Origin of the sequence: Paracoccus sp. (in: a-proteobacteria), assembly GCF_030538755.1 — a bacterium.
Lineage (GTDB): Bacteria > Pseudomonadota > Alphaproteobacteria > Rhodobacterales > Rhodobacteraceae > Paracoccus.
The window spans coordinates 45,182-69,311 of sequence record NZ_JAUNTJ010000013.1 but is presented as its reverse complement, the minus strand read 5'-3'; the positions used below and the strand labels follow the sequence as shown (position 1 = coordinate 69,311).

Here is a 24,130-nt window from a genome sequence, read left to right as displayed (position 1 = left end):
GGATGCCTGTTCTTTGCGCCCTTCTGGCCCCCTTGCCGGTGCTGGCGGATGATCGCTCCTTTGACTGCGCCTTTGAAACCGAATGCGTCGAGACCGAATGCGCACCGACGACCTGTATCGGCACCTGCAAGGAGGCGACCTGATGGATATTCTGAACGCGCTTGTCGCCTTTCTTAACTTCGTTTTCATTCCTGCTGCGGCATACGGGGCGCAGTTGGCGCTTGGCGCATTGGGGGTGACGCTGATCTATGGCATCTTGCGGTTTTCGAACTTTGCCCATGGCGACACCATGGCATTCGGCACCGCCATGGTGATCCTGTTCACATGGTGGCTGCAATCCATGGGCATCAGCCTTGGCCCGCTGCCCACCGCGCTGCTGGCGCTGCCCTTGGGGATCGCCGCCACGGCCCTGCTGGTGCTGGGGACGGATCGCGCGGTCTATCGGTTCTATCGCGCCAGGAAATCGCCGCCGATCATTCTGGTGATGGCCTCGGTCGGGGTGATGTTCATCATGAACGGCCTGACCCGTCTGGTCATCGGCGTGGACGAAATCCGCTTTGACGACGGTGCACGGTTCGTCATCAGTGTGCGCGAATTCCGCGAACTGACCGGGCTGAGCGAGGGTCTGGCGCTGCGCAGCACACAAGCGTTGACCGTCGTGGTCGCCTTTCTGGTCGTCGCCGCGCTGTTCTGGTTTCTGAATCGCACCCGGTCGGGCAAGGCGATGCGCGCCTATTCCGATAACGAGGATCTGGCGCTGCTGTCGGGCATCGACCCGGAACAGGTGGTGCGCCAGACATGGATCATCGCCGCCGCGCTGATGACCATTGCCGGCACGCTGTATGGCCTGGACAAGTCGTTCAAGGCCTTCAACTATTTCCAGATCCTGCTGCCGATCTTTGCCGCCGCCATCGTCGGCGGTCTGGGCAGCCCGGTGGGGGCCATCGCGGGCGGCTTTATCGTCGCCTTTTCCGAGGTGGCGATCACCTATCCATGGGTCAAGGTTGCGGGATACCTGTTCCCCGACTGGCAACCGGGCGGGCTGCTGCAACTGCTGTCCACCGAGTATAAATTCGCGGTCAGCTTTATCATTCTGATCGCCGTTCTGCTGTTCCGCCCGACCGGGCTGTTCCGTGGCAAATCCGTGTAAGGGGGCTGAACATGTCGGGAAATCGTCAGGCAAATACCGCATCCAGCCCGCTGCGCGCGCCGGTTCTGTTTGCGGTTCTCGCCATCCTGTTCGTGCTGGAAGGCACCCTGAACAACAGCCTGTTTTCGGGGTCATGGAACACGTCGCTGGCCATTCTGAACATGGGGCTGATTTCGGCCATCATGGCCTTGGGCGTGAACATGCAATGGGGCTATGCCGGGCTGTTCAACTCGGGCGTGGTCGGGTTTCTGGCCATCGGCGGGCTGGCGCCTGTGCTGATCTCGCTGCCGCCGGTCGAGGGGGCGTGGGCTGCGGGCGGGCCGCGCCTGTTGCTGTCGCTGGCCGTGGGGCTGGGGGCGCTGGTGCTGGCCGCGCAAGTCTGGGGCCGGATGCCCAAGGGCAGGCTGCGCGGGCTGGCTGTCGCCACCGTGCTGATCGTGGGGTTTTTCCTGTTCCGCACCATCTTTGACCCCGCCGTGACAGCGATCGAGGCCAACCAGTCGGCACGGTTCGGCAATATCGGCGGGCTGGGTCTGCCGGTGCTGCTGGCGTGGCCGGTGGGCGGGCTGTTCGCCGCCGCCGCCGCATGGGGCGTGGGCAAGGTCGCGCTGGGGCTGCGGTCCGATTATCTGGCCATCGCCACACTGGGCATCGGTGAAATCATCGTCGCCGTTCTGCGCAACGAGGAATGGCTGGCGCGCGGGGTCAAGAACATCACCTCGATCCCGCGCCCGGTCCCCTATGAGATCGCGCTTCAGCGTAATCCGCAGTTTCAGGACTTTGCCGCCAGCTGGGGTTTTACCGTGGCCGAGGCGTCAGGGATCTGGGTCAAGCTGTGCTATATGCTGCTGTTCCTTGTCGTGCTGCTGCTGCTGATCCTGCTGGCGGAACTGGCGCTGAAATCGCCCTGGGGCCGGATGATGCGCGCCATCCGCGACAATGAAACCGCCGCCGAGGCGATGGGCAAGAACGTCACTTCGCGGCATTTGCAGGTGTTCATCATCGGGTCGGCGGTCATCGGCATGGCCGGGGCGATGATGGTGACGCTGGACGGGCTGATGGCGCCCACGGGCTATAACCCCTTGCGCTATACCTTTTTGATCTGGGTGATGGTGATCGTCGGTGGATCGGGTAACAACTGGGGTTCCGTGCTGGGCGCAGTGCTGATCTGGTTCATCTGGATCAAGGTCGAGGTCTGGGGGCCGCAACTGATCGGCGTGCTGACCCTGCCCCTGCCCGATGGCACGGTAAAACAGCAATTGCTGGGCAGCGCGCCGCATATGCGCTTTATCGCGATGGGGGTGGTGTTGCTGCTGGTGCTGCGGTTCTCGCCCCGCGGGTTGCTGCCGGAAAAGTAAGGGTTGCGTCCCGCGACGCTGGGGGCTTCGCGCCCCCAGACCCCCGCGGGATATTTGCAAACGAAAGACGGGCTGTTGTGGTTAGCGGCAGTCGTGGCCCATCACCACGCTCCACCATTGGCGGCCATCGGGACCGATGGTCACGCCCGCGCCGATGTCGGTGGACAGTTGCCCCAGCACCTGTTCGCGATGCGGTTTCGATGCCAGCCAGCGGTTGACGACCTGCGTCGGGGTGCCGCCGACGGTGACAAGCTGCACCACGCCGCAGGTCGGATAGCTGACGGCCCGCGCCCGCTCGACGATGTTCGATCCGTCCGATCCGGCAACCGTGCCCTGCCCCATCCGAGCCATGTCGCAGGCGTGGTTTTGGGCGATGGCGGACAGGTTGGCATGGTTGCGCAGGATAGTTTTACCCTCGACCTGGCGGGCGGCGTTCAGCGCGTTTTCCATATCCTGCGACTGCGCCGGGTCTGCCAGACATTGCGCGGCAAGCGCAGACGCGGGCGCGCTACCGTTTCCCCCCGGCATTGCGCCATTTTCGCAGGCAGTCAGTGTGGCAAGTGCGGCGACGGCGATGAAAGAGCGGCAAAGCATGGCGACCTCGGCAGATGGTTGTTTCCATTCATCTTTCGCAACGCGCGCCGGGTGCAGTGGGTTCCGGGGGGCGCTGGCCTCTTGCGTCAGGGGGCTGGCGGGCCTAAAGCGCGGATATGACCCAGCATCAGCGCCTTCTTATCATCGACTTTGGCTCTCAGGTGACGCAGCTTATTGCGCGGCGTCTGCGCGAGTTGAATGTCTATTGCGAAATTCACCCCTATCAGAACGTGACCGAGGATTTCCTGCGCGGCTTTGCCCCGCGCGCGATCATCTTTTCGGGCGGTCCTGACAGCGTAACGCGCGAGGGCAGCCCACGCCCGCCGCGTCTGGCCTTTGAAATGGGCGTGCCGATTCTGGGCATCTGCTATGGCCAGCAGGTGATGATGCAGGAACTGGGCGGGCTGGTCGAAAGCGGCGATGGCACCGCCGAATTCGGTCGCGCCTTCGTGACGCCCGCCGATGACAGCCTGCCGCTGTTAGAGGGCTGGTTCGACGACGGGCGCGAACAGGTCTGGATGAGCCATGGCGATCATGTATCGCGGCTGGCCCCCGGCTTTGCGGTTTACGGCACCTCGCCCGGTGCGCCCTATGCGATCACGGCGGATGTGGCGCGCAATTTCTTTGCCGTGCAGTTCCACCCCGAGGTGCATCACACCCCGCGCGGTGCCGATCTGTTTGCCAATTTCGTGCGTCTGGCCGGGTTCAGCGGCGACTGGACCATGGCCAGCTATCGCGACGATGCGATTGCGAAGATCCGCGAACAGGTGGGCGACAAGCGGGTGATCTGCGGTCTGTCGGGCGGGGTTGATTCATCCGTCGCCGCCGTGCTGATCCACGAGGCGATTGGCGACCAGTTGACCTGCGTCTTTGTCGATCACGGGTTGCTGCGGCTGAACGAAGCCGATGAGGTCGTGACCATGTTCCGCGACCATTACAACATCCCGCTGATCCATGCCGAGGAATCCGACCTGTTCATCGGCGCGCTTGAGGGCGTTTCCGACCCCGAGGTCAAGCGCAAGACCATCGGCAAGCTGTTCATCGACGTGTTCCAGCGCGAGGCCAGCAAGATCGAGGGTGCCGAGTTTCTGGCCCAGGGCACGCTTTACCCCGATGTGATCGAAAGCGTGTCGTTTAGCGGCGGGCCTTCGGTCACGATCAAATCGCACCACAATGTCGGCGGTCTGCCCGAGAAGATGGGGCTGAAGCTGGTCGAACCGCTGCGCGAACTGTTCAAGGACGAAGTGCGCGCCCTTGGCCGCGAGCTGGGCCTGCCGGACAAATTCATCGGCCGCCACCCCTTCCCCGGCCCCGGCCTTGCCATCCGCTGCCCCGGCGAGATCACCCGCGACAAGCTGGAGATCCTGCGCCGCGCCGATGCCGTCTTTATCGACCAGATCCGCAAGCACGGGCTGTATGACGACATCTGGCAGGCTTTCGTCGCCATTCTGCCGGTGAAAACCGTCGGCGTGATGGGCGACGGGCGCACCTATGACTATGCCTGCGCGCTGCGGGCCGTGACCTCGGTCGATGGGATGACGGCGGATTATTACCCGTTCAGCCATGATTTCCTTGGCGAAACGGCGACCCGGATCATCAACGAGGTGCGCGGGATCAACCGCGTGACCTATGATATTACCTCGAAACCGCCGGGAACGATCGAGTGGGAATGAAGCCTTGGCAAATCTATGTGCTGCTTCTCGTTTACGTCGCCATCGGTGCGGTAATCGACAGGACATTCTGGCCCGACATGGATACAATGCCGACCTATACATGGAATGATTTCATTCAAATGGTCGGGATCGTCGTGCTGTGCGTTTTATGGCAGCGCGCAGATGCGGATCAGCGCGGCCAGACGGTCGGTAGCGGCACACGGCTGCTGACAATCTTGCTGACACCGTTGGGGTTGCTGGTCTATCTCTGTGCAACGCGCCGCTGGTGGGGTGTGCTAGTCTGGATCGGTTTTTTGTTTGGCATCGTTCTGGCATATATCGTCAGCTCATTTAGTGTGGCATCGGTTTATGCAGCCATCACTCCCAGTCCCCTTAACTGAACTGATCCTAATTACATCAAACAAGATCCCGCATATGTCAGCCCCCCCCCGGAACCTGTTCGGGCGCGGTCGCCTTATACCAGTAAATATCAATCGGTTACGCGGTCAGATCATCCATCCGGCCGGTCATACATAAAGTCGATCTGAAACTGCACCGCGCCGTCCAGTTCGACATGGTGCGGGGTCAGCGGCTCGATCAGGCCGGGGTGGTCGGGTGACAGCAGGATACGTTCGTCGCGATCTTCGTAAACCAGCCAGATGCGCCCCGACAGAACCCGCAGCAGGCCGCGCGATCCGGCCTTGATCTTGTGTTCCTTCAACAGCGCGTCGGGGATGGTGTCCTGCGTGAATACCTCGGTCGAGCGATAGATTTGTTCTGTCATGTCAGCGCCAGTAATTGTTCGCCGCAGCGATGGTCTGAAAATTGATCGCCACCACCTGCGATGCCGCCGTCAGCGCATCGGCATCATTGGCATAAACAGGGCGCAACTTGTGCAGCACTTCCGCGTCGGGCTGCGTGGTTTTCACGCCGCGACGGCCAAGCGTCACGGCCAGTTCGAACCCCTGTTGCGGGGTGGCGGTTATCAGGGTCGTAAGCCAAGGATCGGACATCGGGTTTCCCTTTTGCTGCTGTGATCGTGGTTGCAGCTTGCCATCAGGACGTATGAACGGCCTTGGCGAAAATCAAACCGCCGGTTGGCCTGCCCTTTCTTCACCGCACATTACCCGCCTCTTGCCCGAAACGCCGGCGTGCATCAGCATGGCCGCATCCTGCCCGAGGTTCTGCCATGCGCCTGTATCTGCCCGCCCTGCTTGCCGCCTGTGCCGCCCTGCCCGCCCATGCCACAGCACCCCCGCAATGCGAGATCGCCCGCGCCGACCAAAGCAGCGCCGGGCCTTGTGATTTCCAGTTGCGGCGCGGCGGCAGTTTCACCGTGCGGATGCTGGATCACAGCCAGATCGCGGGCGCGACAGCGGTTTCGCTGGACATCACGGCGCCGGGGCACGGCAGGCTGACCGGCCTTGGCCCCGATGGCGGGCGCAGCGATTGGGGCGCGGTTCAGCGCAACCCCGATGACCCGGCCTGCTGGTTCGGCGACAGCGCGGCGATCTGTGTGCGGGCGGCGGATCAGCCGCCGCCACCCGGTGCTTTTGCCGGGCGCTGCCATATGGATGGCTGTTTCTGGGTCGATCAATCCGCGCCGCAGCAGATCGGCCAGGGCAGCGCCGCCGTGCCGGGCCATCTGGTGCAGGTGACGCAGCGTCTGGCCTATAGCCAGCATCCGGGCGCAAATTACCCGGATGCGCCGCCTGACGGGCTGGCGTGGTCTGATCCGGTTACGGTGCGGTTCTTTTGTTCGCCGCTGCGACCCGCCTTTGCGACGGGCGAAAGCTGGGTCGTGCTGCCTCTGCCGCAGGTCTTTGGCGCGACTGAATCCGTCACCCGCACCTATCTGCACGCCTGCCACCCACAGGCCGGGGATGATCCTTATGCCGAACCGGGCGCTTTGGGTTATACGGCGGGCCAGCCGGAGCAGGACGAATACCCCGATTTCGACGCGCTGATCCGTTAGGCGCAAGACCTTTGCACGGCTGGTGCCATGGCGCATGGGCCGGTAAGCTGCGCCCAAAGCAAGGGGAACCACCATGACCGGCTGCGCCTGCGGGCATCACACACATCACGCCCATCACCACCCCGGCCCGCCGACCGGCACCGAGATCGCCATCTCGCCGCCGCTGCGGGCGCTAAGCGGGCGGCTGATCTGCGCCGATATGGATCAGATGCTGCTGGCCATGCGCCTGCTGCCCGATCACATCACCGCCAGCCGGGCCGAACCGGGCTGCCTGCGCTTTGATCTTGCGCAGGATGACGACCCGATGATCTGGCACCTGAACGAGCTTTTCGCCGATGAGGCCGCTTTCGCCGCGCATCAGTCCCGCACGCAGGCCAGCCCATGGGGGCAAGACAGCACCGCGATCCGCCGCGACTTTGCCGCCACTGATACTCTGCCCCGCCTGCGCCCGGAAACCCGCGCCGATCACGACGGGATTGCGCAACTGCTGCGCCGCGCCTTTGACCAAAAGGCCGAGTCGGATCTGGTTGCCAATCTGCGCGCCGATGACGATATGGCCCTGTCGCTGGTGGCCGAGGCGCAGGGCACCATCCTTGGCCATATCGCCCTGTCGCCGGTGAGCGCGGCCGGTCCGGCACTGGCGCTGGCCCCGGTGGCCGTTCACCCTGCCCTGCATGGGCGCGGGATCGGCAGCGCCCTGATCCGCGCCGCAATCGACAGCTTTGCCGATCACACGATCATCGCTCTGGGCGATCCGGCCTATTACCGCCGCTTTGGCTTTGCCCCGGCCGATCTGGCGTCGCCCTATGCAGGCCCGCATCTGATGACGGCGGGGCCGAAACTGCCCGCCAACAGCCCGGTGACGCACGCCGCCGCCTTTGCGCGCCTTTGACGGATGCCCGCCCCGGCGCGACCGCCGGGCCTATACGGCCTTGCCCTCGACCGCCGGGCGATCCTTGGGCGCGCGCAGGCGCACCCGCTTGATCCGGCGCGGGTCGGCATCGACGATTTCAATCTCGGTCCCTGATTCCAGTGCGATCACCTCGCCACGGACGGGCACCCGGCCTGTCAGCATGAACACCAACCCGCCAAGCGTGTCGATTTCTTCTTCTTCCTCGCCGGTGGCCAGCCGAAGCCCGGTTTCCGCCTCGACATCGGCAAGAGGCGCGCGGGCCTGAATCAGCCACTCGCCCGGCTTGACCAGAACGGTCAGCCCGCCTTCGGCCTCGTCATGTTCATCCTCGATCTGGCCGATCACCTGCTCGATCAGGTCTTCGATCGTGACCAGCCCGTCCACGCCGCCATATTCGTCGATCACCAGCGCCATGTGGATGCGCTTTTGCTGCATCTGCTGCAACAGCACCCCGATGGGCATCGAGGGCGGCACATACAGCAAAGGCCGCAGCATCGGGCGCAGCGTAAAGCGCCCGCCCTTGCCAAACCCATGTTTCAGCGCCAGATCCTTGAGGTGGATCAGCCCCAAAGGGCTGTCCATCGTGCCGCGAAACACCGGAATCCGCGAAAAGCCGTGTTCGCGGAACATCTCGACCAGATCATCCAGCGAGACGGTGACGGGCACGGCGATGATTTCCGCCTTGGGGATCGCCACATCATCCACGCGCAAGCGCCGCAGGTTCACCAGACCGGGCGCAGGCTGCGAGGCGTTGCCCGGCAGTTCGGCGGCTGCCGCAGGTTCATCGCCGGAAAAGACCCCGAAAAACCGCCCCAGAAACCCGCGCGAGCCGGGCAGATCGCGCCCCTCGCCACCGACCCCATCGGCCCAGCCTGCGGGGTCTTCCAGCGTTTTCGGTATCTCGGGACTTCGGGGATCGTCGCTCATCTTTCTCTCTCGATTGTCGGGGCGCGTTCGGCCGCATAAGGGTCGGCGATATTCAGCGTGGCAAGGATCGAACGCTCGGCCGCTTCCATGGTTTCCGCATCGGCGTCGGTTTCGTGGTCATAGCCGACCAGATGCAGCACGGCGTGAACCAGCAGATGCGTGACATGATCCGCAGGCGCCTTGCCCTGCACGGCGGCCTCGGCCATGCAGGTATCATAGGCGATGGCAATGTCACCCAGTTCTTCATCCTCGGGCAGCAGCGGGGCGGCACCGGGGGCGGGGCGTTCGGGTTCGACCGAAGGCCATGACAGCACATTGGTTGCCTTGGGCTTGCCCCGGAAATCGGCATTCAGCGCCGCGATGCGGGCATCATCGCAGCCCAGCACAACCACCTCGCCACCGATCCCCAGCCAGGCCAGAGTCGCAGCAACCGCGCGATCCGCAAGGCCCGGCAGACCGGCGGCGTCCCATCGGTCGTCCTCGATGACGGTATCGGTCAGCGGCTCAGGCATCGGATCGCGGCATCCGGCGCGGCGCATAATCGCCACGGTTGCCATCCCCTTCGCCGCGCGCCAATGCGGCGACATCCTCGGCATCGTAGGCCTGAATGATCCGCGCCACCAAGGGGTGCCGCACCACGTCCTGCGCGGTAAAATAGGAAAAGCTGATGCCCTTGACGCCCTTGAGAATCCGTTCGGCCTCGACCAGACCGGACTGCATCCCGCGCGGCAGGTCGATCTGGCTGCGGTCGCCGGTAATCACCATGCGCGAGCCTTCGCCAAGCCGGGTCAGGAACATCTTCATCTGCATGGCAGTGGCATTCTGCGCCTCGTCCAGCACGACAAAGGCACTGGCCAGCGTGCGCCCGCGCATGAATGCCAGAGGCGCGATTTCGATGCGCTTTTCCTCCATCAGCTTCTGCATCTGCTTCGACGGCAGAAAATCGTTCAGCGCGTCGTAAAGCGGCTGCATGTAGGGATCGACCTTTTCCTTCATGTCGCCGGGCAGAAAGCCCAGACGTTCGCCCGCCTCGACAGCAGGGCGCGACAGGATGATCTTGTCCACATGGCCGCCGATCAGCATGGTCACGCCAACCGCGACAGCCAGATAAGTCTTGCCGGTGCCAGCGGGGCCAATGCCAAAGGCCAGTTCGTTCTGAAACAGCGACCGGACGTAATCCTTCTGCGCCTCGGTCCGCGGCTCGACCGATTTCTTGCGGGTGCGCAATTCGTAATTGCCGGCGCTGAACATCTCCAGCTGCTCGGCGGGGCTGACCTCGGCGGCAGGGGCATCGCCCATACGCAAGGCGGCCTCGACCTCGCCCATTTCAACGCTGCGGCCCTGTTCCAGCCGCGCATAAAGACCGCGCAGAACCCGCGCCGCCTCGGCCTGCGCCTCGGCCGGGCCAACCACGGCCAGCAGATTGCCGCGCCGCAGGATATGCACGCCCAAAGCCTCCTCGATCCGCGCCAGATGCCGGTCATTGGCACCGCACAGATCAATCAGCAAACGGTTGTCGGGAAACTCCAGCAAGGTTTCAGCCGCCGGGCTGGCATCGCCGGATGGTGCGGGGGGCATAGGGTTCAGGCCCAAAAGTCTCTCCGAAAGATCACTCTGACCCCAAGGTGGCAATTCAAGGGGATTCGCACAAGGGCAGAACCGCCCGCGCCCCGGCAAGATGTGGCCAATCCGCCGCGCCCGCCGCTTCCTGTTTGCTTAAATACGCATCTTGGGGCGCAACGACGCTCAGATATAGCTGCGCTGATACCGCGCGCCCAGACTGGTCAGCACCTCGTAACCGATGGTTCCGGCAGCCCCGGCCAACGCATCCACACCCTGACGGTCATTCAGAATATCCAGCGCATCCGGCACATCGGGCAGATCGGTCACATCGCAGGTTATCAGATCCATCGACACCCGCCCGATGACGGGGCAAGCGACCTCGCCCGCCCACAGCATCGCGCCGCCACGGGCCAGCGCGCGGTGCAGCCCGTCGGCATAGCCCGCCGCCACAGTCGCCACCCGCGTCACCCGCCCGGCCCGCCAGCTTGCGCCGTAACCGACGAATTCGCCGGGCCGCACGATCCGCGTCTGGATCACCGGCAGCGACAGCCGCACCACCGGCGCAGCCTCGGCAAAGGGCGCGCCGCCATACAGGCCGATGCCGGGGCGGGTCAGATCGAAATGATACTCTGCCCCCAGCAAGATCCCGCCCGTCGCCGACAGGCTGCGCGGCGCGGTCACGCCCTGCGTCATCTCGTGAAAGGTGGCCAGTTGCCGGGCGTTTTCGGGGCTGTCCTCGTCGGCGCAGGCCAGATGCGACATGACCAGCGCCGGACCCTGGCCCTGATTGGCGGCCATCGCCTCGCCCCGGATGCCGGACCATTCGGCCGGCTCCAGCCCCAGCCGGTTCATGCCCGTGTCCAGTTGAATGCCGAACGGCTGGCCCGGCCGCATGGCGCGGTCGCGGAAAAACTGCTCGGCGCTGTTCAGCACCGGGATCAGCCCGCCCAAAGGCGCGCCCGCCATATGCCCCGACAGCACAAAGATACGCGCGTCCCCCGGCAGATGCGGGCGGATCGCCTGCCCCTCGGATGCCAGCGCGACAAAGAAATCCCGCGCGCCGCATTCATACAGCACGGGCGCCACAAGGGCGGCGTCCAGACCATAGGCGTCGGCCTTGACCACCGCGCCGGTGCGGGCGCCGGGGGCTTTGGCCGCCAGCGCCTTCCAATTGGCCGCAACGGCCCCAAGATCAATCTGCAAAACCATGCCGCGTCGATGCGCCCAAGCCGCTGCTGCGTCAAGCCCTTTGACGAGTTTGCAATTTGCACCAACGCCCCGCCGCATATTTTGCAAACTTGCGCAATTCCGCTTTGCGCCGGGCGCATGGATGCCTAAAGTGCCGCAAATCCGTCGCAAGAGGGCCGCCTTATGAAAGACATCCACACCGAACTTGAACGCCGCCGCGAAGTCGCCCGGCTGGGCGGCGGACAGCGCCGGATCGACGCCCAGCACGCCCGCGGCAAGCTGACCGCCCGCGAACGGATCGAGGTGCTGCTGGACGAAGGCAGCTTCGAAGAATTCGACATGTTCGTGGCCCACCGCAGCACCGATTTCGGCATGGAATCCGACCGCCCCTATGGCGACGGCGTGGTGACGGGCTGGGGCACGATCAATGGCCGCATGGTCTATGTATTCAGCCAGGACTTTACCGTTTTCGGCGGCAGCCTGTCGGAAACCCATGCGCAGAAAATCTGCAAGATCATGGACATGGCGATGCAGAACGGCGCGCCGGTGATTGGCCTGAACGATTCGGGCGGCGCACGGATTCAGGAAGGCGTCGCCAGCCTTGCCGGCTATGCCGAGGTATTTCAGCGCAACATCATGGCATCCGGCGTGATCCCGCAGATCAGCGTCATCATGGGGCCATGCGCGGGCGGCGCGGTTTACAGCCCGGCCATGACCGACTTTATCTTCATGGTGCGCGACACGTCTTATATGTTCGTGACCGGCCCGGATGTGGTGAAAACCGTCACCAACGAGGTCGTCACCGCCGAGGAACTGGGCGGGGCCAGCACCCATACCAAGAAATCCAGCGTTGCCGATGGTGCCTTCGATAACGATGTCGAAGCCTTGGTCGAAATTCGCCGCCTGTTCGATTTTCTGCCGCTGTCGAACCGCGACCGCGCGCCGACCCGACCCTTCTTTGACGATCCGGGCCGGCTGGATCACTCGCTGAACACGCTGGTGCCCGACAACCCGAACCAGCCCTACGATATGAAGGAACTGATCCTGAAAATCGCGGATGAGGGCGATTTTTACGAAATTCAAAAGGATTTCGCGGGTAATATCGTCATCGGCTTTATCCGGCTGGAAGGTCAGACCGTGGGCATCGTGGCGAACCAGCCGATGGTTCTGGCGGGCTGTCTGGATATTGACAGCAGCCGCAAGGCGGCGCGTTTCGTGCGGTTCTGCGATGCGTTCGAAATTCCGATCCTGACGCTGGTTGACGTGCCGGGATTCCTGCCCGGCACCTCGCAGGAATATGGCGGCGTTATCAAGCACGGCGCGAAGCTGCTGTTCGCCTATGGCGAGGCGACGGTGCCGAAAGTCACGGTCATCACCCGCAAGGCCTATGGCGGGGCCTATGACGTCATGGCGTCGAAACATCTGCGGGGCGATTTCAACTATGCCTGGCCGACGGCGGAAATCGCCGTGATGGGGGCCAAGGGCGCGGTCGAGATCCTGTATCGCAGCGAGTTGGGCGATGCCGACAAGATCGCCGAGCGGACCCGCGATTACGAGGACCGCTTTGCCAACCCCTTCGTTGCCGCCGAAAAAGGCTTTATCGACGAGGTGATCCAGCCCTATGGCACCCGCAAACGCGTCGCCCGCGCCTTCGCCAGCCTGCGCAACAAAAAGCTGTCGAACCCGTGGAAGAAACACGACAACATCCCGCTGTAAGGGGCTGATCCAGATGACCGTTCACGCCTGCGTGTATGATGCAGCATGGCCACATTCCGCCGGACTTGTGGGCCGGCTGACCTGCGCCATCTGTCGGGGCGCGGTGGCAGGGGATAAAATAGCGCATCCGACGCACCAACGCGCCGGAACAAACCCGAGCAGCCGGGGCACAACCGCCCCGGATTACAGGAGAAATTTCCCATGTCGAAGAAAATCGTTCTCGGCCTCGTCCTGCTGTCCGCTCTGGCCGCTTGCCAGCAGCAACAGCCGCAGCCGCAAATTTCGGTCACGCCCGGCCCCGTCGCCATCGCGCCCGAGCCTGTCTATCAGGGCAAATACGGCGCCAACTGACGCCACGCGGCGCGGGCGGCCTGACTGCCCGCGCCAAGGCATCGCCCACTGCCGGAGGGGCGTGTCATGCTGAAGCATCGCGGCTTTCCGGGCCGTCTGGCCGGCACCGATTTCCAATTCGTCATCCGCCGCGCCAATGCCAAAGGCGCCACGCCGATCACCCGGCGCGAACGGTTCAAGGACCGCCGCCCCGCTGATCGCCGCGCCGATGTCGCCTTTCTGGCCGCTCTGATCGAACATTTCGGCGACGAACCCTTTGAACGCGGCAATCTGGACGCGGGCCGCCTGTCATGGCTGATCGGGCGCGAGGTGATGCCCGTGGGCAAGCTGAACCCCACCGATTACGAACAGCTTTTCGTCGTCGATCTGGCGCGGGCCGAGGCCTCATTCCCGGAAATTTTCGCCAAGCCTGACAATGGCGAAGGTTGGGAAGATGGCGACGACTGGCCCGAGGATGACGGCGATTGGGACGATGGCGACGATTCCGACGCAGGGCGCGGCTGAATCATGCGCAAACCCTTGCCCATCACCACCTTTTCACGGCCATTTCAGTTTGCCTGTTGGAATAGAAATGGCATAACCTGCGTATGTTCAACACAACCGGCCCGAAAACGGGTCTTTGATACAGGCACAGTGATATGCAGACGACTTCGATCCTTCGCCTTTCCGGCGCTCTTCTTGTTGCGGCAACCCTGTCGGCTTGCCAGCAAGGCTATGGCGCACCCGCCATTTCGCCCGACGTGCAGCGCGCTGCCGGTGGTGCCGTGGCTGGTGCCGTCATCGCCAAAGCCGTTGACGGCAACGTTGGCACCGGCGCGCTTATCGGCGGTGCCGCAGGCGCGCTGTGCGACGATGTGGGCGTCTGCGCCTCGGCATCGGGCTACTGATCGGCGTCATTTCAACGCAATCGCCACGGTTCCTCCGCGCCTGCATGGCGCGGACGGCCTTGGCCTGACGGAAAGACAACTGACATGCGCAAGATCTTTCTCCTTGCTTCCGGCGTCTCGCTTGCCCTTGTGGCGGGCTGCACGCAAAACATCCGGCCGACCGACGCGGACCGCGCCATCATCGGTGCGGCAGGCGGCTATACCGTCCAGACCGTGCGCGGCAAAGGCGGGTCGGATCGTGTCAAAGGCGCGGCCATCGGCGCCGTCGCGGGCGCGCTGTGCGACGACGTGCGGCTTTGCCAATAATCTGACCGCTGCCGCCACGCGCGGCGCGCAAACCTTTTCTGCCGTCCCGGCCTTTGGCGTCCGGGGCGGTTTTTTCATGTCCGGGGACCAGCCATGTTCAAGAAAATCCTGATCGCCAACCGCGGTGAAATTGCCTGCCGCGTCATCAAGACCGCGCGCAAGATGGGCATCCAGACGGTTGCCGTCTATTCGGATGCCGACCGCAACGCGCTGCATGTCGAAATGGCGGATGAGGCGATTCACATCGGCCCGCCCCCGGCGGGCCAATCCTATATCGTGATCGACAAGATCATGGAGGCCATCCGCCAGACCGGCGCCGAGGCGGTTCACCCCGGCTATGGCTTTCTGTCCGAGAACATGAAATTCGCCGAGGCGCTGGAACAGGCCGGCGTGGCCTTTATCGGCCCGCCCGTTGGCGCGATCGAGGCGATGGGCGACAAGATCACCTCGAAAAAGATCGCCGCCGAGGCGGGCGTTTCCACCGTGCCCGGCTATATGGGCCTGATCGCCGACGCCGATGAAGCGGTGAAGATCAGCCAGCAGATCGGCTATCCGGTGATGATAAAGGCATCGGCGGGCGGCGGCGGCAAGGGGATGCGCATCGCCTGGAACGACACCGAGGCGCGCGAGGGCTTTGAAAGTTCCAGGAACGAGGCCGCCAACAGCTTTGGCGACGACCGCATCTTTATCGAGAAATTCGTCACGCAGCCGCGCCACATCGAAATTCAGGTGCTGGCCGATCAGCACGGCAACGCGGTTTACCTGCACGAACGCGAATGCTCGATCCAGCGGCGCAACCAGAAGGTCATCGAAGAAGCGCCCTCGCCCTTTCTTGACGAAGCCACGCGCAAGGCCATGGGCGAACAGGCCGTCGCGCTGGCCAAGGCAGTGGGTTACACCAGCGCAGGCACGGTGGAATTCATCGTCGATGGCGAACGGAATTTCTATTTCCTTGAAATGAACACCCGCTTGCAGGTGGAACATCCGGTCACAGAGCTGATTACCGGCGTCGATCTGGTCGAACAGATGATCCGTGTCGCCAGCGGCGAGCCTCTGCCCTTCCGGCAAGAAGATCTGAAAATCAACGGCTGGGCGATTGAAAGCCGTCTTTATGCCGAAGACCCGTATCGCAACTTTCTACCCTCGATTGGTCGCCTGACCCGTTACCGCCCCCCGGCCGAGGTTGCCGCCGGGCCGATGGTCGGCAGCGGCAAATGGCTGGCCGAGGATGTGCGGCAGGGCGCGACCGCCGTGCGCAACGATACCGGCGTCTATGAAGGCGGCGAGATCAGCATGTATTACGACCCGATGATCGCCAAGCTGTGCACATGGGCACCCACGCGCGACCGCGCGATCGAAGCCATGCGCGAGGCGCTGGACGGGTTCGAGGTGGAAGGGATCGGCCACAACCTGCCCTTCCTGTCGGCGGTGATGGACCACCCGCGTTTCGTCAGCGGCGACATCACCACGGCCTTTATCGCCGAGGAATATCCCGACGGTTTTCAGGGCATCGAACCCTCGCCCGAAGATATGAACCGGATCGCGGCAACGGCGGCGGCAATGCACCGCGTCGCGGAAATTCGCCGCACCCGGATCACCGGCCGTCTGGGCAATCACGAACGCCATGTCGGGTCGAACTGGGTGGTGCTGATCGGCAAGCAGGAAATCAAGGTGCGCATGATCGCCGACCCCGAGGGCGCGGATGTGACCATCGGCGACCAGACCATGCGCGTCGAGGGCGACTGGCTGCCCGGCATGTCGCTGGCGCGGCTGACGGTGGACAGCGAACCCCTGGTCATCAAGGTCGATAAAATCCACGCCGGTTATCGGATGCGCACGCGCGGCGCCGATCTCAAGGTCTATGTCCGCCGTCCGCGCACCGCCGAACTGGCCCGCTTCATGCCGGAAAAGGTGGCGCCGGATACGTCGAAATTCCTGCTGTGCCCGATGCCGGGGCTGGTGGTGAAAATCAACGTGGCCGAGGGCGACGAGGTGCAGGAAGGTCAGGCGCTGGCCACCATCGAAGCGATGAAGATGGAAAACATCCTGCGCGCCGAAAAGAAATCCGTGGTGAAATCCGTCAACGCCGAGCCGGGGCAAAGCCTGCGCGTCGATGACGTCATCATCGAGTTCGAATAAGGTGGCGGCCCGCCCGCTTGGCCGTGGCATCGTGGCGCTGGCCCTGATGGCGGGGCTGGCGGCGGGGGCGGCTGTGCTGGCGCTGGCATGGCGCTTTCCGGTGCGGGCGGCGGCGCTGCATGACCGGGTATCGGCGGCGGTGGGGCTGGACAGTTCCCGCCTGACGCATCAATTGCTGGAACTGGCCGGGCAATTCGCCCTGCTGGCGATGGCCGGGGCGCTGGCCTATGGCACGGTGATCGCGCTGGCCGCCGGGCGCTGGCCCCGGCTGTGGCGGCTGGCCGCTGCGGGTGGAATGATGGCGGCGCTGCCCTTGCTGGCGATGGGGGTGGCCTTTCTGACGCCGCTGCCCGTATCCGGGGCACCTTTCGTTGCCGCCGTGGGCTATTTCACCACCGGCCTGATGCTGCGCGACTGGATCGTGCGGCAGGATGTGCGCTGATGGCCCCTCTGGATCATATCCTTGCGCCCCCCGCGCAGCAGGCGGTGATTGCCGGGCTGTTTCTGGCGGCGGGCTGGTGGGTGGTGGCCTATCAGAACATCTGGCGCGACCGCCGCCATCGCGCGGAACGGGTGCGCGATGTCCAGCGCGCCCTGTTTGCCGAAATCCGCGCCAATGTCGCCATGCTGCGGCGCGAGGAACTGGCCGAATATGGCGAAACCATCGCCCGCATGATCGAAACCCAGCCGGATTATTTCCCGACCATCCCATCGGAATCCAATGATGCGATCTTTCGCGCCATTATCGAGAATATCCACATCCTGCCCCGCGACACCATTGACCCGCTGGTTCTGTATTACAGCCAGTTGAACGCCATTTCGGCGATGATTACCGATCTGCGGGTTCTGGATAAGGAAAAAATCGGCGCGGATCGCGCAGCAGCGATGTATCGCGATTATATCGCCTTTGAACTGGAGGCGCTGGAGCTGGGCGAAAAGGCGATGATCGCCATTGCCAATAATATGGACGGAACCGGACGCCGTTCCGTCAATAGCCCGGACGCGGCTTCGTCCGGCCAAGGATCGGTTGGACGCCCATGATCCGTTCGGCTTCTGCAATCAGGGAAAGACGCGCGCCGCTGGTCTGCACCTCGGGGCGTTCGGGGCGCGACGGCTTTCTGGTCAGGACGGGTTCTGTCCGCGGATGCGACCGGAAAATGCGCAGGGATTTCGGTTTGTCCATGATGCCCTCACTCGTTCTTATGAATATGAGCGGGGTTTCGGTGAATTGCAATCAGGGCAGCACCCCTGCCCGGCCGATTTCCTGCCGCCGCAGCGGGAATTTGTCGATGGCGCGGCTGATTTCGCGCACCGTCCACGGGCTGGGCTTGCGCTGTTTCACCTGCCCGTCCTTGTCCAGCAGCACCAGAGAAAAGCCGCGCGGGTGCAATTGCTGCCGCCATGCGCTGTTTGCCGCTGGGTCGGTATCGGTAATCACCACCACATCGCGGGCAATCAGCGCCGCCGGATCACGCTCTAACCGCTTGAGCTGTTCGATAAAGGCGGGGTCGGCGGCGGTATCGGCAAAGATCACCAGGGGCCGCGCCTGCCACAGGAACGTCGCCGGATCAGCCTCGGACGCGGGCAGGATGCGCAGCACGGCTTGGCCCACGGCGGCGGGCTGGCCTGCGGCGGAACCCGGCGCATCGGGTTCGGGCGACCGGCTGGTCGGCCATGCCGCGCCCGTCGCAGGCTGGGACGGTTGCACCGGCGGCACCACGGATTCAGGCGGCGCATCGGATCGCCCCGGCCCCATCGCAGCCACGGCCATCGCGGCCAGAAACATCGTCGCGGGCAATAATTTACACTTCATCGGCACCTCGTTCTGCCCTTTGAATATAGGGCAGGCAGTCCAATCGGAAAGGACAGATCATGACAAAACCGACGTTGGATGACTGGCGCAAGCTGGCGGAAAAGGAACTGAAGGGCCGCAACCCCGATGATCTGAACTGGCAGACGCTGGAGGGGATCGAGGTCAAACCGCTTTATACCGCCGAGGATACGGCAGGGCTGGACCATATGCACAGCCTGCCGGGGATTGCGCCCTTTACCCGTGGCCCCCGCGCGACCATGTATGCGGGCCGCCCGTGGACGATCCGGCAATATGCGGGCTTTTCCACCGCCGAGGAATCGAATGCCTTTTACCGCAAGGCACTGGCTGCCGGTCAGCAGGGCGTGTCGGTCGCCTTCGATCTGGCCACCCATCGCGGCTATGACAGCGACCATGACCGCGTTGTGGGGGATGTGGGCAAGGCCGGGGTGGCGATCGATTCGGTCGAGGACATGAAGATCCTGTTCGACGGCATCCCGCTGGACAAGGTGTCGGTCTCGATGACCATGAACGGTGCCGTCATCCCGATTCTGGCGAACTTCATCGTCACCGGCGAGGAACAGGGCCACGACCGCTCGGTTCTGTCGGGCACTATTCAGAACGACATTCTGAAAGAATTCATGGTGCGGAACACCTATATCTATCCGCCCGAACCCTCGATGCGGATCATTGCCGATATTATCGAATATACCAGCAACGAGATGCCGAAATTCAACAGCATCTCGATTTCCGGCTATCACATGCAGGAAGCCGGGGCCAATCTGGTGCAGGAACTGGCCTATACGCTGGCCGACGGGCGCGAATATGTCCGCGCCGCGATTGCCGCCGGGATGGATGTTGATGCCTTTGCCGGGCGGCTGTCGTTCTTTTTCGCCATCGGCATGAACTTCTTTATGGAAATTGCCAAGCTGCGGGCCGCGCGTCTGCTGTGGCACCGGATCATGTCGGATTTCAACCCGAAGAAATCCGGCAGCCTGATGCTGCGCACGCATTGCCAGACCTCGGGCGTTTCGTTGCAGGAACAGGACCCCTATAACAACGTGATCCGCACCGCCTACGAGGCGATGTCGGCGGCGCTTGGCGGCACGCAGTCGCTGCACACCAACGCGCTGGACGAAGCCATCGCCCTGCCGACCGAGTTTTCCGCCCGCATCGCGCGGAACACTCAGCTGATCCTGCAAGAAGAAACCGGCATCACCCATGTCGTCGATCCGCTGGCCGGGTCGTATTACATCGAAACCCTGACCGCCGAACTGGCCGAACAGGCATGGGCGCTGATCCAGGAGGTCGAGGACATGGGCGGCATGACCAAGGCCGTCGCCACGGGGATGCCGAAACTGCGGATCGAGGAAACGGCGGCGCGGCGTCAGGCGATGATCGACCGGGGCGAAGAAGTCATCGTCGGCGTCAACAAATATCGCAAGGACAAGGAAGACCCGATCGACATTCTGGACATCGACAACGTGAAGGTGCGTGAATCGCAGATCGCGCGCCTGACCGAAATGCGCGCCACCCGCGACGAAGCCGCCTGTCAGGCCGCGCTGGACGAAATCACCCGCCGCGCCGAACAGGGCGGCAATCTGCTGCAAGCGGCGGTCGAGGCCGCCCGTGTGCGCGCATCCGTGGGGGAAATCAGCATGGCGATGGAGAAAATCTTTGGCCGCCACCGGGCCGAGGTGAAAACGCTGGCCGGCGTTTACGGCGCCGCCTACGAGGGCGACGAAGGCTTTGCCCAGATCCAGCGCGATGTGGAAGCCTTTGCCGAAACCGAAGGCCGCCGCCCGCGTATGCTGGTGGTGAAAATGGGGCAGGACGGCCATGACCGCGGCGCCAAGGTCATCGCCACCGCATTCGCCGACATCGGCTTTGACGTGGACGTTGGCCCGCTGTTCCAAACCCCCGAAGAAGCCGCGCAGGACGCCATCGACAACGATGTTCACGTCGTGGGCATTTCCTCGCAGGCGGCGGGTCACAAGACGCTGGCCCCGAAACTGATCGAGGCTCTGGCGGCGCAGGGGGCCAAGGATATTCTGGTGATCTGCGGCGGCGTGATCCCGCAACAGGATTACGATTTCCTCAAGGCCGCAGGCGTCAAGGCGATCTTCGGCCCCGGCACCAACATCCCCGCCGCCGCCGCCGACATCCTGCGCCTGATCCGCGAAGCACGGGGGTGAGCGGTTCTGATCGCGCATTTCGACTGGTCAACGTCCCCCGCCAAACGGTGGGGGGCGCTTGCACGGCGCAGCGGTGCGGGATAGGTGATTGGTGATCTTGCGCCAGCAGCGGACCTGTTCCCTGCCGACGTTGCCAATGGTTTGCGACAGGCAAGCCGCAATCATCAGGTTCTGGCCGGGTTCGATTTCCCCATCGGCTTGCCCACCGCCTATGCGCAAAGAACCGGGTTTCCGCATTTCCGCGCCTTTTTGCAGGCTCTGTCTTGCGGACAGTGGCCACATTGGCTGTTACCGGGGCAGATCGTTCAAGACATCTCGGTTTATCGCCCGTTCTATCCGCAGGCCACGGCCGAAAAGGGCAGCCAGCACCGGGCACAACTGACCAACGCCCTGAACCTGACGTGGGATCAGTTGCACAGGCGCTGCGACCGCGCGGCAGGTATGGGCAACGCGGCGGCGGTCATGTTCTGGACGCTTGGCGGCAATCAGGTTGGCAAGGCCATGATCGCGGGCCTGAAAGAGATCATCCTGCCCTTGCAAGGCGAAAGCCACCTCTGGCCCTTTGACGGCGATCTGCACGACAGCACCGCCCGCCTGACGCTGGCCGAAACCTATCCCACCCGGTTTTACGACCTGCTGGGGCTGACGCCCCGGCAAAAGCCGGGCAAAACCGATCCGCAGAAACTGATGGCACTGGCCCCGGCGCTTTTGGACAAGGCGCAGGCGTTATCCATCACCCTGTCGCCCCCCATAGAACATATGGTCCGCACCGGATTTGCCGGGCATAAGGCCAAGGCGAACGACGATGCCTTTGACGCGCTGGTGGGGGCTATCGGAATGATCGCGACCCATGACGGCCACCGGCCCGAACATCCGCCGCTGACCGCCGACGAACAGGCATGGGAAGGCTGGATGCTGGGCGCGCATCTGCCCTGACAGCGGCTCGCCCGCCTCAATCCGATCAGCCGGGCACCATGCTCTTGCGATTTTGGGCAGCGGACATACCATGACATCATATCGCGACCGCGCCCAAGGAACCATGACGCAACCCGACCGCCCCTGCCCCCAGCTTGACCCCGACATGGCACAGGCCATCGGCCATGCCGTCGCATCCTTTGGCTTTCTGGAAGAATCGCTGAAACGCGCGATCTATTCGCTGACCCTGAAAGGCCTGGGCGAAAGCGCCAGCGACGCCGCCTTGCAGGACTGGATCGAGCGGATGGAGAATCTGGCCGACGACAGCATGGGCACACTGATCGACGCCTTTGCCGCCGCCAGCCGCGACAGCGGGGCCGAGGGGCGCAAGCCGCTGATCGCCGAGCTGCGCGACATTCGCAAGCTGCGCAACCTGATCTGCCATGCCTCGTGGCGGCCCACCCATACCGAAGGGCTGTGGCAACCGACCTTCATCAACACCAAGGGCGCACCCCCGCCCGGCCCGATGACCGCAACCGAGGTGAACCGCCTGCGCGATCAGACCCTTGCGGCGGCGCGGCGCTGTCTGGCGATCATGCGCGCCACCGGCATCGCCGGACAGATCGCCGGTCAGCACCCGAACGGGGCCAGCGAACCGCCATGCGGCTGACGCCGGATTATCCGCAGGTCAGGCTTGCGGGCCTGGCTGTAGCCGTTTGTCGCCTTGCCGCGCGGCGCGACCCGCGCTAACACCCGGCCAATTCAGGACAAGAGGCCAGACATGACCACGACCGACAGCGCCCCCCTCCGCCTTGGTATCGCCGGGCTTGGCACGGTAGGAACCGGCGTGGTCAAAATCATCCAGCGCCATGCCGACCTGCTGGGCAACCGCTCGGGCCGCCCGCTGACGGTCAGCGCCGTGTCGGCCCGTGATCGCCACAAGAACCGCGATTTCGACATGTCGGAATTCGGCTGGGAAGATTCGCCCGTCGATCTGGCGCAGCGCGACGATGTGGATGTCTATGTCGAACTGATCGGCGGCGACGCCGGCATCGCCCGCGACAGTATCGAGGCCGCACTGCGCGCCGGCAAGGATGTCGTCACCGCGAACAAGGCGCTGCTGGCGATCCACGGTCACGAACTGGCCGAACTGGCCGAATCCCTTGGCCGCGTCATCCGGTTCGAGGCCGCCGTGGCAGGCGGCATCCCGGTCATCAAGACGCTGACGGAATCGCTGGCTGGCAATGGCATGACCCGCGTCATGGGGGTGATGAACGGCACCTGCAACTATATCCTCACCCGGATGGAAAGCGCGGGCCTGCCCTATGAAACCGTATTCGACGAGGCGCGGCAGCTTGGCTATCTCGAAGCGGACCCGACGCTGGACGTGGGCGGCATCGACGCCGGGCACAAGCTGGCGATCCTGTCGGCCATCGCCTTTGGCACGCAGGTTGATTTCGATGCGGTGGAAATCGAAGGGATCGAGCGGGTCAGCATCGACGACATCAACCGCGCCCGCGACATGGGCTATCGCATCAAATTGCTGGGCGTGGCACAGATGACCGCGCGCGGGCTGGAACAGCGTATGTCACCCTGTCTTGTCCCGGCCGACAGCCCGCTGGGGCAACTGGTCGGCGGCACCAATATGGTGGTGGTCGAAGGCGACAGCGTAGGCCAGATCGTCCTGCGCGGTGCCGGCGCGGGCGAAGGCCCCACGGCAAGCGCCGTCATGTCGGACATCGTGGAAATCGCGCGCGGCGTGCGCCTGCCGGTCTTTGGCCAGCCCGCCGCCTCGCTGACGGCGGCACAACCCGCACGCACGGCGGTGCCTGCCGCCTATTACATGCGCATGGAATTGCTGGATAAACCCGGCGCGCTGGCAAAAATCGCCTCGGTTCTGGGCGATGCAGGCATTTCCATCGACCGGATGCGGCAATACAGCCACCACGACGGCGACGGCGTGCCGGTGCTGATCGTCACCGACAAAACCACCCCCGACGCCATCGACTTTGCCATCGAACAGCTGCCCAAAACCGGCGTGCTTCTGGGCGAACCCGTCGAACTGCGCATCGAAGAGGTGTGATCCACCCCGGCCTTGCCGCTTCCTGTTTGCCCAAATACGCTTCTTTGGGGGCAACCGCGCCCCCGAAAGGAACGCTGATGAGGGCAGACATCCGCTTGCGCATGGACTGGGCGACCACCCGCGACAAGCTGGGCGATTCGCCGCTGGATGTGGAATTGCAGGCCGAACGCGCATCGGCGCTTGGCCGCGCCGGGCGGCGGCTGGAACGCGCATTGGCTGCGCTGCCCGATCCCGCGACCCAAGCGGAACTGACTCTGGCCGCAAATGCCGCGTGGGAATTCATGGTGCTGCGCGAACTGGCCGGCCTGCATGATTGGCCCGCCGTCATCCGCCTTTACGCGATCCCGCAATCCGTCCTGGGCCGCATGGGCGCGCAGCAGGCCGCGCCCGCGTCAGACGCACCCTGAG

Annotated in this window: 27 protein-coding genes; 19 read left to right on the top strand and 8 right to left on the bottom strand. The window is 63.9% G+C overall.

The window, feature by feature from the left end; translation table 11 throughout:
- The first annotated feature begins 142 nt into the window (after nt 1-142).
- Together Q4G14_RS09660 and Q4G14_RS09655 are read left to right on the top strand one after the other, a co-directional pair.
- Complete coding sequence (locus Q4G14_RS09660; RefSeq protein WP_303361549.1) at nt 143-1,150, top strand: branched-chain amino acid ABC transporter permease; 1,008 nt, start codon at nt 143-145, stop codon at nt 1,148-1,150.
- Between the two features lie 11 nt (nt 1,151-1,161).
- Nucleotides 1,162-2,508 (top strand): branched-chain amino acid ABC transporter permease, encoded by a 1,347-nt coding sequence (locus Q4G14_RS09655; protein WP_303361532.1) that lies wholly within the window; start codon nt 1,162-1,164, stop codon nt 2,506-2,508.
- Nucleotides 2,509-2,589: 81 nt separating this feature from the next.
- Here Q4G14_RS09655 and Q4G14_RS09650 read toward each other — a convergent pair whose 3' ends face one another.
- Entirely contained in the window at nt 2,590-3,102 is a 513-nt protein-coding gene (locus Q4G14_RS09650) for a CAP domain-containing protein (RefSeq protein WP_303361531.1), read from the bottom strand.
- Nucleotides 3,103-3,218: 116 nt separating this feature from the next.
- Between Q4G14_RS09650 and guaA the strand changes: the two genes are divergently transcribed.
- Together guaA and Q4G14_RS09640 are read left to right on the top strand one after the other, a co-directional pair.
- Entirely contained in the window at nt 3,219-4,775 is a 1,557-nt protein-coding gene (gene guaA, locus Q4G14_RS09645; protein WP_303361530.1) for a glutamine-hydrolyzing GMP synthase, read from the top strand.
- Nucleotides 4,772-5,155: a hypothetical protein gene (locus Q4G14_RS09640; RefSeq protein WP_303361529.1), complete on the top strand. Its 384-nt coding sequence runs from the start codon at nt 4,772-4,774 to the stop codon at nt 5,153-5,155. The genes guaA and Q4G14_RS09640 overlap by 4 nt, the downstream gene beginning before the upstream one ends.
- A gap of 110 nt (nt 5,156-5,265) precedes the next feature.
- Here the strand turns inward: Q4G14_RS09640 and Q4G14_RS09635 are convergent, their stop codons facing one another.
- Both Q4G14_RS09635 and Q4G14_RS09630 read right to left on the bottom strand, forming a co-directional pair.
- Nucleotides 5,266-5,538 carry a DUF1971 domain-containing protein gene (locus tag Q4G14_RS09635; protein ID WP_303361528.1) on the bottom strand — a complete coding sequence of 91 codons (273 nt, stop codon included), beginning with the start codon at nt 5,536-5,538 and terminating at the stop codon, nt 5,266-5,268.
- 1 nt (nt 5,539) lies between these two features.
- The gene (locus Q4G14_RS09630; RefSeq protein ID WP_303361527.1) at nt 5,540-5,767 is read right to left on the bottom strand and encodes a hexameric tyrosine-coordinated heme protein; all 228 of its coding nucleotides are present in this window, start codon (nt 5,765-5,767) and stop codon (nt 5,540-5,542) included.
- A gap of 176 nt (nt 5,768-5,943) precedes the next feature.
- Between Q4G14_RS09630 and Q4G14_RS09625 the strand changes: the two genes are divergently transcribed.
- Nucleotides 5,944-6,729, top strand: coding sequence for a hypothetical protein (locus Q4G14_RS09625; protein ID WP_303361526.1), 786 nt, complete (start codon nt 5,944-5,946; stop codon nt 6,727-6,729).
- 73 nt (nt 6,730-6,802) lie between these two features.
- Entirely contained in the window at nt 6,803-7,621 is an 819-nt protein-coding gene (locus Q4G14_RS09620) for a GNAT family N-acetyltransferase (protein WP_303361525.1), read from the top strand.
- 30 nt (nt 7,622-7,651) lie between these two features.
- On the opposite strand, the gene Q4G14_RS09615 is transcribed toward Q4G14_RS09620, so the two are convergent.
- The 4 genes from Q4G14_RS09615 to alr all read right to left on the bottom strand — a co-directional run bounded on the left by Q4G14_RS09615 (nt 7,652) and on the right by alr (nt 11,341).
- Complete coding sequence (locus tag Q4G14_RS09615) at nt 7,652-8,569, bottom strand: hemolysin family protein (RefSeq protein ID WP_303361524.1); 918 nt, start codon at nt 8,567-8,569, stop codon at nt 7,652-7,654.
- On the bottom strand, nt 8,566-9,081 hold the full coding sequence (ybeY, locus tag Q4G14_RS09610; protein ID WP_303361523.1) for an rRNA maturation RNase YbeY: 516 nt from the start codon (nt 9,079-9,081) through the stop codon (nt 8,566-8,568). Before ybeY ends, Q4G14_RS09615 begins: the two co-directional genes overlap by 4 nt.
- Complete coding sequence (locus tag Q4G14_RS09605) at nt 9,074-10,147, bottom strand: PhoH family protein (protein ID WP_303361522.1); 1,074 nt, start codon at nt 10,145-10,147, stop codon at nt 9,074-9,076. The genes ybeY and Q4G14_RS09605 overlap by 8 nt, the downstream gene beginning before the upstream one ends.
- 168 nt (nt 10,148-10,315) lie before the next feature.
- Entirely contained in the window at nt 10,316-11,341 is a 1,026-nt protein-coding gene (gene alr / locus Q4G14_RS09600) for an alanine racemase (RefSeq protein WP_303361521.1), read from the bottom strand.
- 162 nt (nt 11,342-11,503) lie between these two features.
- Here alr and Q4G14_RS09595 point away from each other — a divergent pair, with 162 nt between their 5' ends.
- The 8 genes from Q4G14_RS09595 (at nt 11,504) to Q4G14_RS09560 (ending at nt 17,760) form a co-directional block, all read left to right on the top strand.
- Nucleotides 11,504-13,036, top strand: coding sequence for an acyl-CoA carboxylase subunit beta (locus tag Q4G14_RS09595; protein ID WP_303361520.1), 1,533 nt, complete (start codon nt 11,504-11,506; stop codon nt 13,034-13,036).
- Nucleotides 13,037-13,237: 201 nt separating this feature from the next.
- A complete protein-coding gene (locus Q4G14_RS09590; protein ID WP_303361519.1) occupies nt 13,238-13,387 on the top strand; it encodes a hypothetical protein in 150 nt (49 codons plus the stop codon).
- 66 nt (nt 13,388-13,453) lie between these two features.
- Nucleotides 13,454-13,891, top strand: a complete 438-nt coding sequence (locus tag Q4G14_RS09585) for a hypothetical protein (RefSeq protein ID WP_303361518.1) — start codon at nt 13,454-13,456, stop codon at nt 13,889-13,891.
- Between the two features lie 134 nt (nt 13,892-14,025).
- Nucleotides 14,026-14,274, top strand: a complete 249-nt coding sequence (locus Q4G14_RS09580) for a hypothetical protein (protein WP_303361517.1) — start codon at nt 14,026-14,028, stop codon at nt 14,272-14,274.
- Between the two features lie 84 nt (nt 14,275-14,358).
- A complete protein-coding gene (locus Q4G14_RS09575; RefSeq protein ID WP_303361516.1) occupies nt 14,359-14,580 on the top strand; it encodes a hypothetical protein in 222 nt (73 codons plus the stop codon).
- A 93-nt stretch (nt 14,581-14,673) separates the two neighbouring features.
- A complete protein-coding gene (locus Q4G14_RS09570) occupies nt 14,674-16,719 on the top strand; it encodes an acetyl/propionyl/methylcrotonyl-CoA carboxylase subunit alpha (RefSeq protein ID WP_303361515.1) in 2,046 nt (681 codons plus the stop codon).
- A gap of 1 nt (nt 16,720) precedes the next feature.
- Nucleotides 16,721-17,161, top strand: coding sequence for a hypothetical protein (locus Q4G14_RS09565; protein WP_303361514.1), 441 nt, complete (start codon nt 16,721-16,723; stop codon nt 17,159-17,161).
- Nucleotides 17,161-17,760: a hypothetical protein gene (locus Q4G14_RS09560; protein WP_303361513.1), complete on the top strand. Its 600-nt coding sequence runs from the start codon at nt 17,161-17,163 to the stop codon at nt 17,758-17,760. Before Q4G14_RS09565 ends, Q4G14_RS09560 begins: the two co-directional genes overlap by 1 nt.
- 193 nt (nt 17,761-17,953) lie before the next feature.
- Here the strand turns inward: Q4G14_RS09560 and Q4G14_RS09555 are convergent, their stop codons facing one another.
- Complete coding sequence (locus Q4G14_RS09555; RefSeq protein WP_303361512.1) at nt 17,954-18,532, bottom strand: DUF4174 domain-containing protein; 579 nt, start codon at nt 18,530-18,532, stop codon at nt 17,954-17,956.
- 59 nt (nt 18,533-18,591) lie between these two features.
- Between Q4G14_RS09555 and scpA the strand changes: the two genes are divergently transcribed.
- From scpA to Q4G14_RS09530, 5 genes are all read left to right on the top strand, one after another.
- On the top strand, nt 18,592-20,724 hold the full coding sequence (gene scpA, locus Q4G14_RS09550) for a methylmalonyl-CoA mutase (protein ID WP_303361511.1): 2,133 nt from the start codon (nt 18,592-18,594) through the stop codon (nt 20,722-20,724).
- Between the two features lie 141 nt (nt 20,725-20,865).
- Nucleotides 20,866-21,660, top strand: coding sequence for a hypothetical protein (locus tag Q4G14_RS09545; protein WP_368661350.1), 795 nt, complete (start codon nt 20,866-20,868; stop codon nt 21,658-21,660).
- 70 nt (nt 21,661-21,730) lie between these two features.
- Nucleotides 21,731-22,309 carry a hypothetical protein gene (locus Q4G14_RS09540; protein ID WP_303361509.1) on the top strand — a complete coding sequence of 193 codons (579 nt, stop codon included), beginning with the start codon at nt 21,731-21,733 and terminating at the stop codon, nt 22,307-22,309.
- Nucleotides 22,310-22,420: 111 nt separating this feature from the next.
- Complete coding sequence (locus Q4G14_RS09535; protein WP_303361508.1) at nt 22,421-23,722, top strand: homoserine dehydrogenase; 1,302 nt, start codon at nt 22,421-22,423, stop codon at nt 23,720-23,722.
- Nucleotides 23,723-23,799: 77 nt separating this feature from the next.
- Complete coding sequence (locus Q4G14_RS09530) at nt 23,800-24,129, top strand: DUF6665 family protein (RefSeq protein ID WP_303361507.1); 330 nt, start codon at nt 23,800-23,802, stop codon at nt 24,127-24,129.
- The last annotated feature ends 1 nt before the right edge of the window (nt 24,130 follow it).

What these genes read in the sequence shown, in the direction of transcription:
- Q4G14_RS09605 (WP_303361522.1), bottom strand. Translation starts at nt 10,147, where the DNA reads ATGCCCCCCGCACCATCCGGCGATGCCAGCCCGGCGGCTGAAACCTTG.
- Q4G14_RS09640 (WP_303361529.1), top strand. Translation starts at nt 4,772, where the DNA reads ATGAAGCCTTGGCAAATCTATGTGCTGCTTCTCGTTTACGTCGCCATC.
- Q4G14_RS09660 (WP_303361549.1), top strand. Translation starts at nt 143, where the DNA reads ATGGATATTCTGAACGCGCTTGTCGCCTTTCTTAACTTCGTTTTCATT.
- Q4G14_RS09530 (WP_303361507.1), top strand. Translation starts at nt 23,800, where the DNA reads ATGAGGGCAGACATCCGCTTGCGCATGGACTGGGCGACCACCCGCGAC.
- Q4G14_RS09590 (WP_303361519.1), top strand. Translation starts at nt 13,238, where the DNA reads ATGTCGAAGAAAATCGTTCTCGGCCTCGTCCTGCTGTCCGCTCTGGCC.
- Q4G14_RS09570 (WP_303361515.1), top strand. Translation starts at nt 14,674, where the DNA reads ATGTTCAAGAAAATCCTGATCGCCAACCGCGGTGAAATTGCCTGCCGC.
- ybeY (WP_303361523.1), bottom strand. Translation starts at nt 9,081, where the DNA reads ATGCCTGAGCCGCTGACCGATACCGTCATCGAGGACGACCGATGGGAC.
- scpA (WP_303361511.1), top strand. Translation starts at nt 18,592, where the DNA reads ATGACAAAACCGACGTTGGATGACTGGCGCAAGCTGGCGGAAAAGGAA.
- Q4G14_RS09650 (WP_303361531.1), bottom strand. Translation starts at nt 3,102, where the DNA reads ATGCTTTGCCGCTCTTTCATCGCCGTCGCCGCACTTGCCACACTGACT.
- Q4G14_RS09580 (WP_303361517.1), top strand. Translation starts at nt 14,026, where the DNA reads ATGCAGACGACTTCGATCCTTCGCCTTTCCGGCGCTCTTCTTGTTGCG.
- Q4G14_RS09555 (WP_303361512.1), bottom strand. Translation starts at nt 18,532, where the DNA reads ATGAAGTGTAAATTATTGCCCGCGACGATGTTTCTGGCCGCGATGGCC.
- Q4G14_RS09540 (WP_303361509.1), top strand. Translation starts at nt 21,731, where the DNA reads ATGACATCATATCGCGACCGCGCCCAAGGAACCATGACGCAACCCGAC.
- Q4G14_RS09585 (WP_303361518.1), top strand. Translation starts at nt 13,454, where the DNA reads ATGCTGAAGCATCGCGGCTTTCCGGGCCGTCTGGCCGGCACCGATTTC.
- Q4G14_RS09595 (WP_303361520.1), top strand. Translation starts at nt 11,504, where the DNA reads ATGAAAGACATCCACACCGAACTTGAACGCCGCCGCGAAGTCGCCCGG.
- alr (WP_303361521.1), bottom strand. Translation starts at nt 11,341, where the DNA reads ATGGTTTTGCAGATTGATCTTGGGGCCGTTGCGGCCAATTGGAAGGCG.
- Q4G14_RS09630 (WP_303361527.1), bottom strand. Translation starts at nt 5,767, where the DNA reads ATGTCCGATCCTTGGCTTACGACCCTGATAACCGCCACCCCGCAACAG.
- Q4G14_RS09655 (WP_303361532.1), top strand. Translation starts at nt 1,162, where the DNA reads ATGTCGGGAAATCGTCAGGCAAATACCGCATCCAGCCCGCTGCGCGCG.
- Q4G14_RS09535 (WP_303361508.1), top strand. Translation starts at nt 22,421, where the DNA reads ATGACCACGACCGACAGCGCCCCCCTCCGCCTTGGTATCGCCGGGCTT.
- Q4G14_RS09615 (WP_303361524.1), bottom strand. Translation starts at nt 8,569, where the DNA reads ATGAGCGACGATCCCCGAAGTCCCGAGATACCGAAAACGCTGGAAGAC.
- Q4G14_RS09625 (WP_303361526.1), top strand. Translation starts at nt 5,944, where the DNA reads ATGCGCCTGTATCTGCCCGCCCTGCTTGCCGCCTGTGCCGCCCTGCCC.
- Q4G14_RS09575 (WP_303361516.1), top strand. Translation starts at nt 14,359, where the DNA reads ATGCGCAAGATCTTTCTCCTTGCTTCCGGCGTCTCGCTTGCCCTTGTG.
- Q4G14_RS09560 (WP_303361513.1), top strand. Translation starts at nt 17,161, where the DNA reads ATGGCCCCTCTGGATCATATCCTTGCGCCCCCCGCGCAGCAGGCGGTG.
- Q4G14_RS09620 (WP_303361525.1), top strand. Translation starts at nt 6,803, where the DNA reads ATGACCGGCTGCGCCTGCGGGCATCACACACATCACGCCCATCACCAC.
- guaA (WP_303361530.1), top strand. Translation starts at nt 3,219, where the DNA reads ATGACCCAGCATCAGCGCCTTCTTATCATCGACTTTGGCTCTCAGGTG.
- Q4G14_RS09635 (WP_303361528.1), bottom strand. Translation starts at nt 5,538, where the DNA reads ATGACAGAACAAATCTATCGCTCGACCGAGGTATTCACGCAGGACACC.